17 protein-coding genes are annotated in these 17,024 nt (G+C 67.8%); 5 read left to right on the top strand and 12 right to left on the bottom strand.

Annotated elements, in window-relative coordinates; genetic code table 11:
* Position 1 precedes the first annotated feature (1 nt).
* The 10 genes from AC4ELS_RS22485 to pdxR all read right to left on the bottom strand — a co-directional run bounded on the left by AC4ELS_RS22485 (position 2) and on the right by pdxR (position 9,706).
* Entirely contained in the window at positions 2-472 is a 471-nt protein-coding gene (locus AC4ELS_RS22485; protein WP_499049356.1) for a nuclear transport factor 2 family protein, read from the bottom strand.
* Entirely contained in the window at positions 469-1,491 is a 1,023-nt protein-coding gene (tsaD, locus tag AC4ELS_RS22480) for a tRNA (adenosine(37)-N6)-threonylcarbamoyltransferase complex transferase subunit TsaD (protein ID WP_499049354.1), read from the bottom strand. The genes AC4ELS_RS22485 and tsaD overlap by 4 nt, the downstream gene beginning before the upstream one ends.
* Positions 1,488-1,949: a ribosomal protein S18-alanine N-acetyltransferase gene (gene rimI / locus AC4ELS_RS22475; RefSeq protein WP_064888076.1), complete on the bottom strand. Its 462-nt coding sequence runs from the start codon at positions 1,947-1,949 to the stop codon at positions 1,488-1,490. Before rimI ends, tsaD begins: the two co-directional genes overlap by 4 nt.
* Positions 1,946-2,575, bottom strand: coding sequence for a tRNA (adenosine(37)-N6)-threonylcarbamoyltransferase complex dimerization subunit type 1 TsaB (gene tsaB, locus AC4ELS_RS22470; RefSeq protein WP_064960078.1), 630 nt, complete (start codon positions 2,573-2,575; stop codon positions 1,946-1,948). Before tsaB ends, rimI begins: the two co-directional genes overlap by 4 nt.
* A complete protein-coding gene (tsaE, locus tag AC4ELS_RS22465; protein ID WP_055109778.1) occupies positions 2,572-3,039 on the bottom strand; it encodes a tRNA (adenosine(37)-N6)-threonylcarbamoyltransferase complex ATPase subunit type 1 TsaE in 468 nt (155 codons plus the stop codon). The genes tsaB and tsaE overlap by 4 nt, the downstream gene beginning before the upstream one ends.
* Positions 3,032-4,120, bottom strand: a complete 1,089-nt coding sequence (locus AC4ELS_RS22460; protein ID WP_064960068.1) for an alpha/beta fold hydrolase — start codon at positions 4,118-4,120, stop codon at positions 3,032-3,034. The genes tsaE and AC4ELS_RS22460 overlap by 8 nt, the downstream gene beginning before the upstream one ends.
* On the bottom strand, positions 4,117-5,286 hold the full coding sequence (gene alr / locus AC4ELS_RS22455) for an alanine racemase (protein WP_448445757.1): 1,170 nt from the start codon (positions 5,284-5,286) through the stop codon (positions 4,117-4,119). Before alr ends, AC4ELS_RS22460 begins: the two co-directional genes overlap by 4 nt.
* Positions 5,287-5,355: 69 nt before the next feature.
* Positions 5,356-6,738, bottom strand: a complete 1,383-nt coding sequence (gene gad, locus AC4ELS_RS22450) for a glutamate decarboxylase (RefSeq protein ID WP_064888068.1) — start codon at positions 6,736-6,738, stop codon at positions 5,356-5,358.
* 15 nt (positions 6,739-6,753) lie between these two features.
* Complete coding sequence (locus tag AC4ELS_RS22445) at positions 6,754-8,175, bottom strand: NAD(P)H-hydrate dehydratase (protein WP_499049482.1); 1,422 nt, start codon at positions 8,173-8,175, stop codon at positions 6,754-6,756.
* A gap of 49 nt (positions 8,176-8,224) precedes the next feature.
* A complete protein-coding gene (gene pdxR, locus AC4ELS_RS22440) occupies positions 8,225-9,706 on the bottom strand; it encodes a MocR-like pyridoxine biosynthesis transcription factor PdxR (protein WP_499049352.1) in 1,482 nt (493 codons plus the stop codon).
* A gap of 57 nt (positions 9,707-9,763) precedes the next feature.
* Here pdxR and AC4ELS_RS22435 point away from each other — a divergent pair, with 57 nt between their 5' ends.
* The gene (locus tag AC4ELS_RS22435; protein ID WP_499049350.1) at positions 9,764-10,747 is read left to right on the top strand and encodes a DMT family transporter; all 984 of its coding nucleotides are present in this window, start codon (positions 9,764-9,766) and stop codon (positions 10,745-10,747) included.
* On the opposite strand, the gene AC4ELS_RS22430 is transcribed toward AC4ELS_RS22435, so the two are convergent.
* On the bottom strand, positions 10,633-11,283 hold the full coding sequence (locus AC4ELS_RS22430) for a TetR/AcrR family transcriptional regulator C-terminal domain-containing protein (RefSeq protein ID WP_236734952.1): 651 nt from the start codon (positions 11,281-11,283) through the stop codon (positions 10,633-10,635). The two genes, AC4ELS_RS22435 and AC4ELS_RS22430, sit on opposite strands and share 115 nt — an antisense overlap.
* Positions 11,284-11,349: 66 nt before the next feature.
* Between AC4ELS_RS22430 and AC4ELS_RS22425 the strand changes: the two genes are divergently transcribed.
* Together AC4ELS_RS22425 and AC4ELS_RS22420 are read left to right on the top strand one after the other, a co-directional pair.
* Positions 11,350-12,309 carry a PDR/VanB family oxidoreductase gene (locus AC4ELS_RS22425; protein ID WP_499049348.1) on the top strand — a complete coding sequence of 320 codons (960 nt, stop codon included), beginning with the start codon at positions 11,350-11,352 and terminating at the stop codon, positions 12,307-12,309.
* 10 nt (positions 12,310-12,319) lie between these two features.
* Entirely contained in the window at positions 12,320-12,988 is a 669-nt protein-coding gene (locus AC4ELS_RS22420; RefSeq protein ID WP_499049346.1) for an MSMEG_1061 family FMN-dependent PPOX-type flavoprotein, read from the top strand.
* A gap of 2 nt (positions 12,989-12,990) precedes the next feature.
* On the opposite strand, the gene AC4ELS_RS22415 is transcribed toward AC4ELS_RS22420, so the two are convergent.
* The gene (locus AC4ELS_RS22415) at positions 12,991-14,070 is read right to left on the bottom strand and encodes a zinc-dependent dehydrogenase (protein ID WP_499049344.1); all 1,080 of its coding nucleotides are present in this window, start codon (positions 14,068-14,070) and stop codon (positions 12,991-12,993) included.
* 194 nt (positions 14,071-14,264) lie between these two features.
* Between AC4ELS_RS22415 and AC4ELS_RS22410 the strand changes: the two genes are divergently transcribed.
* Entirely contained in the window at positions 14,265-16,229 is a 1,965-nt protein-coding gene (locus AC4ELS_RS22410) for a PTS mannitol transporter subunit IICBA (protein WP_499049342.1), read from the top strand.
* A gap of 35 nt (positions 16,230-16,264) precedes the next feature.
* Complete coding sequence (locus AC4ELS_RS22405; protein WP_498885365.1) at positions 16,265-17,023, top strand: DeoR/GlpR family DNA-binding transcription regulator; 759 nt, start codon at positions 16,265-16,267, stop codon at positions 17,021-17,023.
* The last annotated feature ends 1 nt before the right edge of the window (position 17,024 follow it).

Raw genomic sequence — 17,024 nt, 5'->3', positions numbered from 1 at the left:
CCTAGCGTCCGTACTGTCGCGGGTCGACGTTCAGATGCGCCGAGACATCCCCCACCATCTCCACGTCGACCTTGCGTTCGGTGAAGTGCCAGCCCTCGTCATCCCGCGCGAACGTGTCGATGTACCGCCCGACCACGATGGGCTGTAGGGGAACGGGACTCGGGACGTCCGGGACGTGCTGCACGACGCAGAACGTCGACCGGGCTTCGGCCCGATCGCCGTCGAGTTCGACGATCGGATTGAGCACCAGGTGACGGGTCCGGGTGCGGTTGCCGTGGTCGGGGAACCTGCGCGTCGTGTGGGCGAACAACTTCGCGATGGTCTGGGCTCCAGACACGCTGCCAGAGGCCGGGCCGCCGAACGTGGCCCGGCCCAGTAACTGCCCGACCCCGTCGAAGTCGCCGGCGTCGATCAGTTCGGCATAGCGGTACAGCAGCTCGGTGACTTCAAGCTTGTCCACAACCGAACTCATGCCACCTGTCCCTTCACCACCGGCAATCCCGGATCACTGGCCGCATCCAGCCGCGACGGTTCCGCGCCGGCTGCGATCAGGTGCGCCGCGAACGAGGCGATCATCGCGCCGTTGTCGGTGCACAGTCGGGGCCGCGGCACCCGCAGCGTCAGACCCGCTGCGGCGCAGCGTTCCTCAGCGAGTTCCCGCAGCCGTGAGTTGGCTGCCACCCCGCCCGCGATGAGCAGGGTGGACACCCCGAGATCGGTGGCGGCGCGCACAGCCTTGGCGGTCAGCACGTCGGCGACGGCCTCCTGGAAGCCGGCGGCGACATCGGCCTGCGAGGCCTCCGGGTGGGCCTCGACGTACCGGGCTACCGCGGTCTTGAGTCCCGAGAAGCTGAACACGTACGGGTCGTCGCGTGGCCCGGTCATACCGCGGGGGAAGACGATGGCGTCACGGTCCCCGGTGCGGGCCAGCTCGTCGAGCACCCGTCCACCCGGATAGCCCAGTCCGAGCAGCCGGGCCACCTTGTCGTAGGCCTCACCGGCGGCGTCGTCGACGGTGCTGCCGAGCTCGATGATGGGCTCCCCCAACGACCGGACATGCAACAGATGGGTGTGACCACCCGAGACCAGCAGACCGACACTTTCGGGCAGCGGCCCGTGGTCGTACACGTCGGCGGCCAGGTGCCCGCCGAGGTGATTGACCCCGTAGAAGGGAACGTTCCAGCCGGCCGCGTATGCCTTGGCGGCGGCGACCCCGACCAGCAGCGCCCCGGCCAGTCCGGGGCCGATGGTCGCGGCGACGACGTCGGGCCGCTCGATGCCTGCGGCGTCCAGCGCCCGGCGCATGGTCGGCCCCAGCGCTTCCAGATGCGCGCGTGAGGCGATCTCGGGAACGACACCGCCGAAGCGGGCGTGCTCGTCGACGCTGGAGGCGACCTCGTCGGCGAGAAGCGTTACGGTTCCGTCGGCGGCGAGATCGGCGATGCCGACTCCCGTTTCGTCACAAGAACTTTCGATGGCCAGAATAATCACGTCGGGCCCCCTTGGGGAAGGCGTTGCATGGTGTAGGCGTCGGCGCCGCTGGCGCGGTAGTACCGCTTGCGCAGGCCGATGTTGACGAATCCGACGCTCTCGTAGAGCGCGATGGCCGGTTCGTTGTCGGTGCGGACCTCCAGGAAAACCGTTCCGCCCGAGGCGTAGTCGAGCAGGTCGTCGAGCAGCCTGCGCCCGATCCCCTGCCCCTGGAACTCGGGATCGACACCGATGGTGTGGATCTCGTACTCGTACGGGCGCATCCGGCCCAGCCGGGAGATGCCGGCATAGCCGACCAGAACGCCGTCGTTGCGGGCCGCGATGTAGCGATTGTGCTTGGCGTCGAGTTCGGCCAAAAACGCCCGGGCCGGCCACGGGTCGTCGCCGACGAACAGCTTGGCTTCCAGCTCGGCGCACCGCGTGGCGTCGGCACGGGTCAGCGCGTCGAAAACGGTCACTTCCGCACCGCCGCAGAGGGTTTCGCATCGGGCCGGCGCAGATACAACGGCACCAGAGGCTGCGGGGCGCCCCAGTCGCCGACCGCGAGCACCAGTCCCGCCGGCGTCGGGTACACCACATCGAGCCGGGGCAGCGCGAACAGGGCCGCATGATCGGGTGAACCGGCCACCGCGGCCGAGGACTCCGGCGCCACATCGGCAGGTGCGTTGACGGCGGGCCCGTCGACCCGAACTCCGTCGCGGTAGCGCGCCCAGTACACCTCGCGCCGCCGCGCGTCGGTGACCACCAGCACGTCGCCGTCGGTGTGGACACCGATGGCGTCCAGGCTGCACACCCCGTGCACCGGAACGCCCAATGCGTGGCCGAAGGCTGCGGCACTGGCCATCCCCACCCGCAGTCCGGTGAACGGGCCCGGCCCGCAGCCGACGACGACCGCGTCGAGCTCCGCGACAGTGATCCCGGCATCGGACACGGCACCGAGCACGTTGGGTGTGAGCTGCTCGGCGTGGGCCCGGGCGTCCAACGTCACCCGTTCCGCGAGGGTGCGCACGGCGCCATCCTCGGCGCGGTGGACCACGCCGGCGCTGACCGCCGGGGTCGCGGTGTCGATGGTCAAGATGTTCATGGCGCGCTCCACTGCCAGATCACCGTGCGCGTCTCGGTGTCGGTGTCGCGCTCGATGCGGATGTCCAGGTGATGATCGGAGAGCCGTTCGGCCAGGCCCTCGCCCCACTCGACCACCACTACGGCGTCGTCGAGATCGGTGTCGAGGTCGAGTGCATCGAGCTCCCCCAACAGGTCGACGCCGGGATGGTCGAGCAGCCGGTACATGTCCACATGCACCATCGCCGGTCGGCCGGCCTGCCGGGCGGGATGCACCCGGGCCAACACGTACGTCGGCGAGACCACCGGCCCGTCCACATCCATCGCCGCCGCGATGCCCTTGGCCATCACCGTCTTGCCCGCCCCCAGCGGGCCCGACAACACCACCACGTCACCGGCTTTGAGCCCCGCACCCAGCGTCGCGCCCAGGGCGATGGTGTCCTCGGTGGTGGCGAGCTCGGCGGTGCCGGCGCTGCGCTCAGCCACGGAACCGGACCCGATCGCGGACCCGGCGGGACAGTGTGACCAGTTTGGAGGGCGTAGCCCGCTCCACCAGACGGACCAGTGCGTCGTCGATCACCACGGGCTCCTCAAGCTGGACCAGATGACCGGCTCCCCCGACGATCACCAGTTCGGAACGGGGTAGCTGTGCGGCCATGGCCTTTGAGTATTCCATCGGGGTGAGCAGGTCCCGGTCACCGCAGGCGATGAGTGTCGGCACCTTGGCCAGTACCCGTAGGGCGCCGGCCTCGTCGTGGACCTCGAGAGCGTGCAGGAATTCGACCAGCGTGGTGATCGACGTGCCGTGCATCATCCGTTGGGAGAACTCGACCACGCTGGGACTGACCGACTCGTCGCCGTAGGACGCGGCGCGCAGGATCGGCCCGATCACCGAGCGGGCCGCACCGCGGGTGCGGTGCACGGCACCGGGGGCATAACGGGCCAGGAACCGCACCGCCTCCAGCGCCGGGTTGCGCAGGATCTCGCCCAGCGGTGAGCGCGCCACACCCTCGACCGCCGAGGAGATCACCGCGGCACCGACAATCTGCTTCGGGTAGCGGTGCGGGAACTGCCGGGCATGCGAGAGGACCGTCATTCCGCCCATCGAATGGCCGACGAGCACCGCGGGCCCGCGCGGAACCGTCACCGCCAGAACGGCTTCCAGATCACGTCCGAGTTGTTCGACGGAATAGGTGTCCGGTGGCGCCGTCCCCGACTGGCCGTGGCCGCGCTGGTCGTAGAACACCATCCGCACCTGCGGGCCCCACTGTTCGGCCAGGCGGGTGCGCTGAAAGTAGAAGGCGCCCATGCGCAAACAGAATCCGTGGGCGAACACCACCGTCAGCGGTGCGTCGTTGGGGCCGACCTCACGCACGGCCAGCGGCACCCCGTCATCCGTCGTGACCACGGAACTGCGGTCTGCGTCCAGGCGTTCGAAATCTTCGCCCAGGTAGGGATCCTCGTCGGTGCTGCGCCGGGTCAATGAGCGCGCCACCGACCTGCCCGCCACCGTGCCCACGGCGGTGAGCCCGGCGGCACCGGCCAGCCACTGAGCATTGCGACTCAACGCTCGCGACCTGCCTGCAGATAGGTGCGGGCGATCCGGCCACGCGGGCTGGTGGCCACCTCGTAGTTGATGGTGCCGAGCAGTTCGGCCCAGTCCTGGGCGGTCTGTTCGCCCTGGGTCCCGGGACCGAACAGGATCGCGTCGTCGCCTTCGGCGACGTCGGTGGCATCCGGGCCCAGGTCGACGACGAACTGATCCATGCAGATCCGCCCGACGGCCTGGCGACGCCTGCCCTTGATCAGCACCTCGATTCTCCCGCTCAACGAGCGGAAGATGCCGTCGGCGTAGCCCACCGGCAGCAGCGCCAGCGTGGTGTCCCGGTCCGCGATCCACCGGTGGCCGTAGGACACCCCGTCGCCAGCATGTACCGAACGGACCAGTGCAACAGGGCATTTCACCGTCATGGCAGGGATCAGACCCATATCGCCCAGCTCGGGGATGGGGCTCAGCCCGTAGACCGCGATCCCGGGCCGCACCATGTCGAACGCCAGATCCGGCCGGGTCATGGCTGCCGGCGAGTTCGCGATATGGGCCACCTCGAACACCACACCCTGCTCGGCGGCCTGCTCGCGCATCGCGGTCAGGCGCTTGCCCTGCATCTCGTTGAACGGGTTGTCGGGGTCGTCGCCGTGCACCAGGTGACTCATGATGCCGCGCACCCGGATCGCGCCGTCGGTCTGGGCCCGGGCCAGCGCAGCGACCATCGCGGGGAAATCTGCCGGGCTGACACCGTTGCGGCTCAACCCGGTGTCCACCTTCACCGTGACCGTCGCGGCGCGGCCGGTCTGGCGCACGGCGGCCAGCACGTCGTCGAGCTGGCGCACCGCGGACACCGCGATCTGCACATCGTTTTCCAGCGCCGGCGTGAAGTCGGTGCCCGGCGGGTGCAGCCAGCACAGCACCGGCGCGGTGATCCCGCCTGCCCGCAGCGCGACTGCCTCGGCGATGGTCACCACCCCGAGTTCGGCGGCTCCGGCGGCCAACGCGGCCGTACCCACCTCTACGGCGCCGTGGCCGTAACCGTCGGCTTTGACCACAGCCATCACGCGGGCGCCGCCGGCATGTTCCCGCAGCAGGCGGACGTTGTGGTCGATCGCGCCGAGGTCCACCACCGCCTGCGGCGATGCGTGCGGGGTCAGCGAGGTCGCGAGTTCGGTCGTCTGCATGTCATATCACCGCCGACCATTGTCCCAGAGGTACCAATCCGGCCTGATCAGCGGACCGGGCCGGCCCATCTAATGCGCAAACGGCTGCAGGTCGTCGAACGCTCCGCGCGGCTTGAGCGCGTCGAGCCGGCCGAGCACCGTAATGGTGTCCTCCTTGAGCGCCCGGGCGAGATCGGCCGAGAACCCCTCGCGCACGACGACCCGCAGCACCACGACGTCGGTGGCGCCCTCGGGCATGGAGTAGGCCGGCACCTGCCAGCCGAAGGAACGCAGCCCCTCGGACACGTCGAACTCGGTGTAGCCCGGTTTTCCCTTGAGCCGGAAGCTGACCACGGGGATGGCGGAGCCGTCGGTGATCAGCTCGAAGTGCTCGCTGTCGCGCAGCTCATCACCGAGCCAGCGGGCCGTCTGCGACAGGCACTGCATCACCTGGGTGTATCCGGCCCGGCCCAACCGCAGGAAGTTGTAGTACTGGCCCACCACCTGGTTGCCGGGCCGGGAGAAGTTCAGGGTGAACGTCGGCATGTCCCCACCGAGGTAGTTGACCCGGAACACCAGGTCCTCGGGCAGGTATTCCTTGCTGCGCCACACCACGAAGCCGATACCCGGGTAGGTCAGCCCGTACTTGTGACCGCTGACGTTGATCGACACCACGCGCGGCAACCGGAAATCCCACTCCAGGTCGGGGTGCAGGAACGGGACGACGAATCCGCCGCTGGCGGCGTCGACGTGCACGGGGATGTCCAGGCCCTTGTCTTGCGAGAGCTGGTCCAGCGCCGCGCAGATCTCCGCGATCGGCTCCAGCTCGCCGGTATAGGTGGTGCCGAGGATCGCGACGACGCCGATGGTGTCCTCGTCGACCGCGTCGAGCACCTGCTCGGGGGTGATGACGTAGCGCCCCTCTTCCATCGGCAGGTAACGCGGCTCGACGTCGAAGTACCGGCAGAACTTCTCCCACACCACCTGGACGTTGGACCCCATCACCAGGTTGGGGGTGCGTCCCTTCCAATCCTTCCCGACCTTCTCGCGCCAGCGCCATTTCATGGCCAGCCCGCCCAGCATCACTGCCTCGCTGGAACCGATCGTCGAGACTCCACATGCGGCCGAAGCGTCGTCGTCGCTCAGGCCTTCGGCATGAAACAGGTCGGCGACCATGCTCACGCAGCGCGCCTCGATCGCCGCGGTGGCCGGGTACTCGTCCTTGTCGATCATGTTCTTGTCGAACGTCTCGGCCATGAGCTTCTCGGCCTCGGGGTCCATCCACGTGGTGACGAAGGTCGCGAGATTCAACCGTGAGCTGCCGTCGAGCATGAGCTCGTCGTGGATGAAGCGGTACGCCGCACCGGGTTCCATCGCATCGTCGGGTAGGCGGAGTGAGGGAACCGGCGCCATCGCCAATCTGCCGGTATAGGCGGGCGAGATGTGCGGGGCGCGATGGTGCTTGTGCGGCATGGAGTTCCTTTTCTTCTACAGCGCGGCGATTGCCGCGCGGACATGAGCGAGGATGCGTGACGCCGAGGTCGGCGCCGGGTTGGGACCGGGATCGGCCGCCGACAAGTTGGCGGCGCGGGCATGGACGAAGGCGGCAGCGGCCGCGGCTTCTCCGGGCGGCAATCCGGCGGCCAGCAGGGATCCGATGATCCCGGACAGCACATCTCCGGATCCGGCTGTGGCAGCCCATGATTGGCCTGCGGGGTTGAGATAGGTGGTCATTCCTGATCCCCCGGGTTCGGCGATGACGGTGACGTTGCCTTTGAGCAGCACGGTGGCACCTAGTCGCTCGGCCAGACCCCGCGCGGCGGCGATGCGGTCGGGGCCCGGCGGATCTCCTGCCAGCCGTTCGAATTCCCCGGCATGCGGGGTGAGCACGGTCGGCGCGGTGCGTCCGGCGAGCAGGCCGGGTTCGGCGGCGAGCAGGGTGAGACCGTCGGCATCGACGATCACCGGCAGGTCGGTTTCGAGCGCGAAGCGCAGCGCGGACTTGGCCGTGTCATCGGTACCGAGTCCCGGCCCGACCACCCAGGCCTGGACTCGCCCCGCTTCCCGCGGACTGGGTGCGGCGATCACCTCGGGCCAGTGTGAAAGCACCTGCGGGCCGGCGCTTCCCGCATACCGGACCATGCCGGAGGTGGCGGCCACGGCGGCGCCGGTGCTCAACACCGCCGCACCGGGGTAGGTCGCCGAGCCGGACACCACGCCCGTCACACCTTGGGTGTACTTGTCGTCGTGTGGTCCCGGAATCGGCCACAGCTCCCGGACATCGGCTGCCTCCAGGCCGGCCAGATCGGCGGGCGCCAAGTCCAGACCGATGTCGACGAGCTCGACGCGACCGCACTCACCCAGTGCGTGTACCGGTTTGAGGCCGCCGAACGTGACGGTCAGGACGGCATGCACATGTGGGCCGTCGGCGGCGCCGGTCTGCACGTCGAGCCCGCTGGGGCTGTCGACGGCGATCACGGGTGCGGTGTTGGCGTCGAAGACCGCTGCGGCGTTGGCACGCAGCGGACCGCGCCCGGAGATGCCGACGACGCCGTCGATCACCAGATCGGTTGCCGCAGAGATGCCGGACACCACCCGCCCTCCGGCCCGCCGGAACGCCGCCAACCCTTTGGCGTGAGTCTTCTCGGGATTGAGCAGGACCGCATCGGCAGCGGCGCCGCGACGGCGTAGGAACGTCGCCGCCCACAGCGCATCGCCACCGTTGTCGCCGGAACCGACCACCGCACAGATCCGTCGACCGGCGACACCACCGGTAAGCAGCTTCAACTCGGTCGCGATCGCCGTCGCCAGCCCATAGGCGGCGCGGCCCATCAGCACCCCGTCGGGCAGCGATGCCAGCAGCGGCCTTTCGGCGGCACGGATCGCATCGGCCGAGTAGTAGTACCGCATCCGCTCCGCTCCGCTCGATGTGTCGTCGACTTTGCCGCGCGCCAACAGGTTACGTGTGTTTGCTGTCGAGCGTCACCGAATGTGACGCCACGGCTGCTACCGAGCCTCGTCGGCGACCGCTCTGCCACTTTCGCGTGACCCGCGCGATCGTGGCTGCCGCTTCGCGCAACCGGTCGGGTGGATGCGACGCGTACCCGAGAACCAGACCGGGCGGACCGGGTAGCCGCCGGTGCCATGACACGGGATGCACGAGCACACCGGCATCACGCAGATCGTCGGCCAGCGCCGCATCATCGATGTCGTCGGGCAACGTGACGAGCAGGTGCAGGCCGGCGGCGACACCGCTCACCCTCGCGGCGGGCATCGCCGCGGTCAACGCGTCCAGCAGTGCGTCGCGCCGTGCCCGGTGCCGCGTGCGCACCAGCCGGACGTGCCGGTCGTATTCACCTGATTCGAGCAATCGCGCGAGCACCAGTTGCGGCACGGTCGGGCTGCCGAGGTCGGTGGCATGTTTGGCCGCCACCAGCTCGGGATGGCGGCGCGGCGGCGCGATCAGCCAACCCAGCCGCAGCGCGGGCGCCAGGCTCTTCGAGGTGCTCCCGGCGTAGGCGATGCGATCGGGCGCTGACGCGTGCATGGCCGGAACAGGGGCCCGGTCGTAACGGTATTCGGCGTCGTAGTCGTCCTCGATGATCAGCGCGCCGTCCCATTCCAGCAGCGCGCGGCGCCGATGCGGGCCCAGCACCACGCCCGTCGGGAACTGATGCGCCGGGGTCAGGAAGACAGTCGGTGCGCCGCTGGCGGCGAGTTCGGTGACGAGGATTCCGTCGTCGTCGACGGGGATGGGCACCGGGTGCAGACCCCAGTGCTCGAGTTCGTCGACGGCCCCGCGCGAACCAGGATCCTCGACGGCGATCGTGTCGAGGCCTTCGCCGCGCAACTGCTGGGCGAGCAGGGCGACGGCCTGGGCAACGCCGGCGACCACCAGGATGTCGTCGGGAGCGACGCGCAGTCCGCGGGTCCGGCCGAGCCACGGGCCGAGTGCGGCCCGTAACCGCGGATGGCCCCGGGGATCGCCGTAACCGAGGTCGTCGGGCGAGGCCTCGGCCAGCACCGCACGTTCGGCACGCAGCCAGGTGCTGCGCGGAAATGCCGACAGATCGGGCACGCCCGGCGACAGATCGATGCCCTCACCGACCGGCAGTCGGGGGCGCGGCAGGCGTGCCACCAGCGATCCCAGAGGTTCAGCCCGGGTCGGCCGGACCGGCTGCGTGAGCACGTGAGTGCCGCCACCCGCGTGCCCGCTGACCAGACCTTCGTCCGCCAGCCGCCGATAGGCCTCGACAACCACCCCGCGTGATATCGCCAGTTCGCCGGCCAAGACCCTGGTCGGCGGAAACCGGGTGCCCGGGGACAGCCGCCCGTCGGCGATCGCAGTGCGCAGGGCGTCCGCGAGCCAGTCGGTGAGCCCCCGTGCCGGTGCAGTCGACGGGTCGAGCTGCAGGAAGTCCGCCCCCGCAATTTGGTCCATGACAGGTGTCCAAACTTGGTTCTATTTGTTGGACCATATTGGCGTCAGCATGGGTAGATGTCCAGCCCCACCCGAGCCGGCTTTTCCGGCGCACTCGGCATGACCTTCGTCGGTGGCAGCGTGGCCGTTTCGAGCGTGATCGCCGACGCGCCACTACACACCGCGCAGGCGTTGCGCTACGCCGTGGCGTGCCTGCTGCTGCTCGCGTGGGCCCGGCTCACCGGCCAATCCTTGCGCCGCCCGAGGGGTTCCGAATGGCTGTGGCTGCTGAGTGTGACCGTGAGCGGCCTGGTGCTGTTCAACATGGCCCTGGTGTACGGATCACGCCACGCCGAGCCTGCGGTGCTGGCGGTCGCGGTGGCATGCGTGCCGGTCGCGCTGGCGACGATGGGGCCACTGCTGGAAGGCCACCGGCCGCGCAGTCGGGTGCTGGCCGCGGCAGTCGTGGTCAGCGTCGGGGCGGTGGTCGTCGAAGGACTGGGGCGGGCCGACGGGATCGGATTGTTCTGGGCCACGGTGGTATTCGCCTGCGAGGCCGGATTCACGTTGTTGGCGGTGCCAGTGCTCGGTTCACACGGTCCAGCGGGAGTGTCGGTGCACACCACCTGGATGGCCGCGGCGATGTTCGCCGTGCTCGCGTTGGTTACCGAAGGATGGAGAGCGGCAAGCAGTTTCGACGTCGGCGAGATCCTGGCGATCGGCTATCTGGCCGTATGCGTGACGGCGGTCGCGTTCGTGCTCTGGTACACCTGCGTGCGCACGCTGGGCGCCGGGGCCGCCGGGTTGTTGACCGGTGTGGCGCCCATTGCCGCCGCCGCCATCGGCATAGCCGTCATCGGGGCATTGCCCGCCGCGGCGGTATGGGCCGGCATCGGCCTGATCGGGGGCGGGTTGGCACTGGGACTGAGCGACAACGGTGCCGCCGGTCAGGCAAAAGGCTCACCGGAACGCATGCCCGACATCAGCAGGTTCAACCCGAACTCGAACCGCGCGTCGAAGTCGAGCAATTGCTCGACGGGGCTTGACGCGAGGTGCGGATAGTCGCCTGCCCGAACCACACCTTCGAGCGTCTCGGCCTCTCCCCCCGCCGCGCCCTGTTGTTCCAGCACCTCACCGAGGACGTAGCAGAACAGTGAGCTCGCCGCCCACAACGCGTATTCACGGGCCAGTCCGCCGGCCTGGATACTGCCGACGAGCGTGTCGATGTAGGTCAAGTTGGCTTGCTTGGCGGCATAGTTCCCGCCGACGATCCGGGCTCCGTCGCGCTGCGCCAGCAGGGACGAACGGAGTCCCGCAGCAAGGCCTTTGACGCGATGAGCCCATTCCGGGTCGCCAGTCTCGGCGTTTTCGAGTGCCTTCGCCAGGATCGTCTCGGCCATCTCGTCGATGAGGGCGTCCTTGCCGTCGACCAGTCGGTAGATCGTCGGGAGGTGCGCTTGCAGCCGGTCGGCGAGCCGGCGCATGGTCAGCGATTCCAGTCCACCGTCGTTGACCAGCGCCAGGGCCTCCCCGACCACGCGGTCGACCGACAGCTTGGCGAGCGCCACGCGATCGCGGCCAGTTGAGGCAGTTGACACGTTAACGATGTTAACACTACTCTCTGACCTGCAATTAACATTGTTAACATGGAAGGGAGGTGCGGTGTGGGCAGCGAACTGACGGCCGACGGGATCGGCGTCGCCGTCCGCCAACTCCGATGGGAGGCCGACGGCGTGGTGTCCGTGCAACTGCAGCCGCGTGCCGGCGAACTGCTGCCGGCGTGGGAACCCGGCGCACACATCGATCTGCTCCTGCCGACCGGCATCCAGCGCCAGTACTCGTTGTGCGGGCCCGTCGGTGAGCGGTCGTACTACCGCATCGGAGTGCGGCGGGAACGCACCAGCCGCGGCGGTTCCGAGTACGTGCATGCGTTTCTACGTCCGGGGCAACAACTCACGGTTGCCGGGCTACGCAACACATTCGAGCTGCGTCGCGCCACCTCATACGTCTTCGTGGCCGGCGGCATCGGAATCACCCCCATCCTTCCGATGATCCGTCAGGCCGAATCTTGGGGCCTGGACTGGAAACTGCTCTACGGTGGGCACACCGCGAGCTCGATGCCGTTCTCGGGCGAACTCCGCCGATACGGAACACGCGTGAGTTTCTATGCCTCCGACGCCGAGGGCCGCATCCCGCTCGGTGAGCAGTTCGCACAGGTCCGGTCCGGCGCGAAGATCTACGCGTGCGGCCCCTCGGCGCTGCTGTCGGCACTGCAGGACGCCACCGACCATTGGCCGGCGGACAGTCTGCATCTCGAGCGCTTCAAGCCACGTAAGCGGGCGGCATCCGCCGAAGACAAACCGGTCGAAGTGGTGTGTGCCGCGTCGGACAGGACCGTCAACGTCGAAGCGGGCCAGAGCGTTCTCGCCGCGCTCGACGGTGCCGGGATCAACGTGTCCTCGTCGTGCCGATCGGGGATCTGCGGTGCCTGCGAGACCGCTGTCATCGAGGGCGTACCCGACCATCGCGACGACATCCTCTCCGAGTCCGAGCGTGCGGCCAACGATCGCATGTTCGTCTGCGTTTCCCGGGCGCACACTCCCCGGCTGGTTCTCGACGTCTAGGGATTCGATGATGGAAACCACAGGCACGGCGGCAGACTCGTACTCCCCCGTCTCCATGGAGCGGGTCAGGGAGATTGTCGGATACCCAGAGCGGTTCATCGCCGAGAAGAAGGAGCCGAAACTCGGTGAATTCTCGGCTCGGTTCATCGCACACAGCCCGTTCTTCTGCATGGCGACCGTGGGTGCCGACGGTCAATTGGACACCAGCCCGCGAGGAGACCCACCCGGTTCGGTGTGGATCCTCGACCCATGGACGCTCGCCATCCCCGACCGGCCGGGCAACAAGCTCGCCGATACCCACAAGAACATCACCACGCATCCCGCGGTGGGGTTGGTCTTCTTCGTGCCGGGTATCCGCGAGGTGATCCGCGTGAACGGGGACGCGTTCGTCACCGACGACCCGGAACTACTCGAAATGCTCAGCGCCGACGGCAAACCCGCGGTGCTGGCCACCATCGTGCGCATCCGCGAGGTGTTCGGGCAATGCGGCAAGGCCGTGATCCGGGCCAAGCTCTGGGAGGGCGACAGCCGGGGACTGGCCGACGCCGTGACATTGGGCGGGGACTTCTACACCCTCTCGATCACCGAGAGCGCGGCGAAGATGGCCGAGAAACTCGGCGACCTGGCCGACTCGCTTCATGCCGTGATCGACGACCACTATGAAAACGAGCTGTACTGACCTCAGACCGAGGCGGTCGCCGCGGCAGGTTCGACCGTCACCTTGATGGCCTCACCGTTCTGGACGATCGAGAACGCGTCGAGTACGTCGTCGAGCGGGACGTGGCGCGTGATGAGGTCTTTCACCGGCACCTGGCCCGTCGAGATGTACTGCAGCGCACGCTTGTTGTGCTCCGGCGCGGAACCGTTGGCACCGTGGATGTGCAACTGGCGGTAGTGCACCACGTTCGAATCACAGGTGATGGTCGGGTTGGTCTTGGGCAGTCCGCCGAAGAACGAGATACGCCCGTTTCGGGCCGCCATCGCGATGGCCTGTTCCTGGGTGACGTTGGCCGCGGTGGCGGTGATGACGGCGTCGGCACCGCGGCCACCGGTCAGTTCCATCACCTTCTCGACGACGTCGACCTCCGCCGCATTGATCACCTCATCGGGATGGACGGCGTCGGCCGAGATCTTGAGTCGGCTTTCGTTCACGTCGACGAGATAGACGGGGCCGCAGTTGTGCACGCCGCGCGCGATGCGGGTGTGCATGCAGCCGATGGGTCCGGCACCGAACACCACGACTGTGTCGCCCTCTTCGATCCCGAGCAGATCCTGCGCGTTGATCGCACACGCGAACGGTTCGGCCGCCGACGCCTCGTCGTAGCTGACATTGTCCGGAATCCGGTTCAGCCCATCGACCTTCAGCACCTGGCGCGGAACGATCATGTACTCGGCGAACCCGCCGTCGTACTGGTAGCCCATCGATGTCTGGTTCTGGCAGACGGCCATCCAGCCCTTGCGGCACTCATGACATTCTCCGCACGGGACCGCCGCGATCACCTGAACCCGGTCTCCCTCGGCCCAATCGGTGCCATAGGTGGAATTGACGTCGGCACCGACTTCCACGATGTCACCGGCGATCTCGTGGCCGATGGTGCGCGGCGGGGTCAGGTTCTGATGTCCGTTGTGCAGGATCTTGACGTCGGTGCCGCAGGTGGAGCAGTTGCGCACCCGAATCTTCACCTCGTGGGGACCGCACTGGGGCTCCGGCACATCCTCGAGCCGGACATCCTCGGGGGCGTAGAAACGCAGGGCTTTCATGACGGTCCTCTCGACGGGCAGGGACTGGCGATAACCGTGTTGATATCAGCACCCTAACCCCAATCCGGTCATAAAACCACAATTTGAGATGCCCATTTAAGCCCAATTGCTTGCACTCATGCCCATTTGTGCGGTGTACTGGCAGTGCATGTGACCGGCGTCACCCAGCAGCCGGCAAGATCGGAGGTCGTCAGATGTCCACTGTCGAAGCGCCACGCACCGGAGTTCGGGTGTACGTGCAGAAGCTGGGCACCTCGCTGTCGAACATGGTGATGCCGAATATCGGCGCCTTCATCGCCTGGGGTCTGATCACAGCTCTATTCATCGAGCAGGGCTGGCTACAGGCCATCTTCTCCGGACTCAGGAACCCCGACGGCTGGGTGGCCGAGATCGGCGGCTGGGGCAGCTACGACGGCGCCGGAATCGTCGGCCCGATGATCACCTATCTGCTGCCCGTTCTGATCGGTTACACCGGTGGCCGGATGATCCACGGCAACCGGGGCGCCGTCGTCGGCGCAATCGCCACCATGGGGGTGGTCGCCGGCGCGGATGTCCCGATGTTCATGGGCGCGATGATCATGGGGCCGCTCGGCGGCTGGGCGATGAAGAAGGCCGACGCGCTCTGGGAAGGCAAGATCCGGCCCGGCTTCGAGATGCTCGTCGACAACTTCTCCGCGGGCATCCTGGGCATGCTGCTGGCCATCCTCGGCTTCTTCGGCGTCGGGCCGATCGTGTCGTCTTTCACCCGCGCCGCCGGCAATGCGGTGGATTTCCTGGTCAACAATGACCTGCTGCCCCTGACCTCGATGCTCATCGAGCCGGCGAAGGTGCTGTTCCTCAACAACGCCATCAACCACGGGGTGCTGACACCGCTGGGCACCACCCAGGCGCTGGAGACCGGCAAGTCGATTCTCTTCCTGCTCGAGACCAACCCCGGGCCCGGACTGGGAGTCCTGTTGGCGTTCATGGTGTTCGGCCGCGGTGTTGCCCGCGCGTCGGCACCGGGCGCCGCGATCATCCAGTTCTTCGGCGGTATCCACGAGATCTACTTCCCGTACGTGCTGATGAAGCCCAAGCTGATCGCCGCCACCATCCTCGGCGGTATGACCGGCGTCTTCATCAACGTGCTGTTCGGTTCCGGACTGCGCGCGCCGGCCGCGCCCGGTTCGATCATCGCCATCTACGCGCAGACCGCCGGCGGCAGCTTCCTCGGCGTGACGTTGTCGGTGCTCGGCGCCACCGCCGTCTCGTTTGCCGTCGCCTCACTGCTGCTCAAGACCGACCGTGCCGAAGACGAGCCGGATCTGGCCGCGGCCACCGCCGAGATGGAGGCACTGAAGGGCAAGAGGTCCAGCGTGGCCTCCGCCCTGGTCGGCGCGCACCGCGGACCGGTGAACAGCATCGTGTTCGCCTGTGACGCCGGCATGGGGTCCTCGGCGATGGGGGCGTCGGTGCTGCGCAAGAAGATCCGGTCCGCGGGATTCGGCGACATCACCGTGACCAACCAATCGATCGCGAACCTGACCGATACCTACGACCTGGTGGTCACCCACCGCGATCTGACCGACCGCGCCCGCCTGAAAACCGCCTCGGCCGTTCATGTCTCGGTCGAGGACTTCATGAGTTCCCCTCGCTACGACGAGATCGTCGAGATGTTGCAGAACACGAACGCGGCTTCGGATGAGCAGACAACCGAGGCTGCGCGCTCGCCCGAAGACCAGACAGCCGGCGCCGAGGTTCTGCCCCTCGAATCGATCGTGCTGGCCGGCTCGGCCACCTCGGCGGACGCCGCGATCGACGAGGCCGGTGCACTCTTGGTGGCAGCTGACTCCGTCGAGCCGGCCTACGTGGATGCCATGCACGAACGCGAGAAGTCGGTGTCGACGTACATGGGTAATGGTCTGGCCATCCCGCACGGCACCAACGAGGCCAAGACCGCGATCCGCCGTACCGGGATCTCCTTCGTGCGCTACCCCGAACCCATCGACTGGAACGGCAAACCCGCCGAGTTCGTCGTCGGCATCGCCGGGCTGGGCAACGACCATATGGCACTGCTGACCAAGATCGCCCATGTCTTCCTCGACAAGGACGAGGTCGCCCGACTGCGGGCTGCCACCAGCGCCGACGAGGTGCGTGCAGTGCTCTCCGACAGCAAATAAGCGACGCCGCACCCGGGTGCCCCAGAATGGCAAGCGTGGATTCAGATACCCGCCAGAGCCGCATCGTCGAGTTCGCGCGCAGCCGGGGCCGCGTCGATGTGCTGACGTTGGCCTCCGAACTCGACGTCGCAGCCGAGACCATCCGTCGCGACCTCAAGGCGCTGGCCGGGAGACGACTGCTCAAACGTGTGCACGGGGGCGCGATCCCGCTGGAGACCGCAGCGTTCGAATCCACCGTCGAATACCGCAGCCAGGTGGACCTGGCCCAGAAGCACCGCATCGCTGCCGCGGCGGCACATCAGTTGCATGGCGCCGAAACCGTCTACCTGGACGAGGGTTTCACGCCACGCCTGATCGCCGAACAGCTCGCCGATCAGGAACTGACCGTGGTGACGTCATCGCTGCTGGCCGCCGAGGCGCTGGCACACAGCGAGACCGTCACCGTCCTGATGATCGGTGGGCGAATGCGTGGACGCACCCTGGCCACCGTCGACCACTGGGCGGTGGAGCGCCTGAACAGCCTCGTCATCGACATCGCATTTCTGGGCACCAACGGGATCACTACCGAGCATGGCCTCACCACACCGGATCCCGCCGTGGCGGCGGTGAAGCAGACTGCGGTGAACGTCGCGCAACGGCGCGTACTGGTGGCCGCACATTCCAAGTTCGGGGAGACGAGTTTCTGCCGGTTCGCGAACGTCTCCGACTTCGAGTCGATCGTCACCGGCACCGAGTTACCCGCAGAGGAAGCACAGCACTATGAAGCGCTGGGGCCGTCGGTGATTCGCGCCTGAA

The sequence above is a fragment of the Mycobacterium shunyiense genome, assembly GCF_058270035.1.
This window is presented reverse-complemented; position numbering and strand designations above follow the sequence as displayed.

Bases quoted from the DNA above. Each gene is read 5' to 3' on its own strand.
- AC4ELS_RS22410 (WP_499049342.1), top strand. From the start codon at position 14,265: ATGTCCACTGTCGAAGCGCCACGCACCGGAGTTCGGGTGTACGTGCAG.
- AC4ELS_RS22445 (WP_499049482.1), bottom strand. From the start codon at position 8,175: ATGCGGTACTACTACTCGGCCGATGCGATCCGTGCCGCCGAAAGGCCG.
- tsaB (WP_064960078.1), bottom strand. From the start codon at position 2,575: ATGAACATCTTGACCATCGACACCGCGACCCCGGCGGTCAGCGCCGGC.
- AC4ELS_RS22415 (WP_499049344.1), bottom strand. From the start codon at position 14,070: ATGAAAGCCCTGCGTTTCTACGCCCCCGAGGATGTCCGGCTCGAGGAT.
- gad (WP_064888068.1), bottom strand. From the start codon at position 6,738: ATGCCGCACAAGCACCATCGCGCCCCGCACATCTCGCCCGCCTATACC.
- AC4ELS_RS22435 (WP_499049350.1), top strand. From the start codon at position 9,764: ATGTCCAGCCCCACCCGAGCCGGCTTTTCCGGCGCACTCGGCATGACC.
- alr (WP_448445757.1), bottom strand. From the start codon at position 5,286: ATGCAGACGACCGAACTCGCGACCTCGCTGACCCCGCACGCATCGCCG.
- AC4ELS_RS22420 (WP_499049346.1), top strand. From the start codon at position 12,320: ATGGAAACCACAGGCACGGCGGCAGACTCGTACTCCCCCGTCTCCATG.
- pdxR (WP_499049352.1), bottom strand. From the start codon at position 9,706: ATGGACCAAATTGCGGGGGCGGACTTCCTGCAGCTCGACCCGTCGACT.
- AC4ELS_RS22485 (WP_499049356.1), bottom strand. From the start codon at position 472: ATGAGTTCGGTTGTGGACAAGCTTGAAGTCACCGAGCTGCTGTACCGC.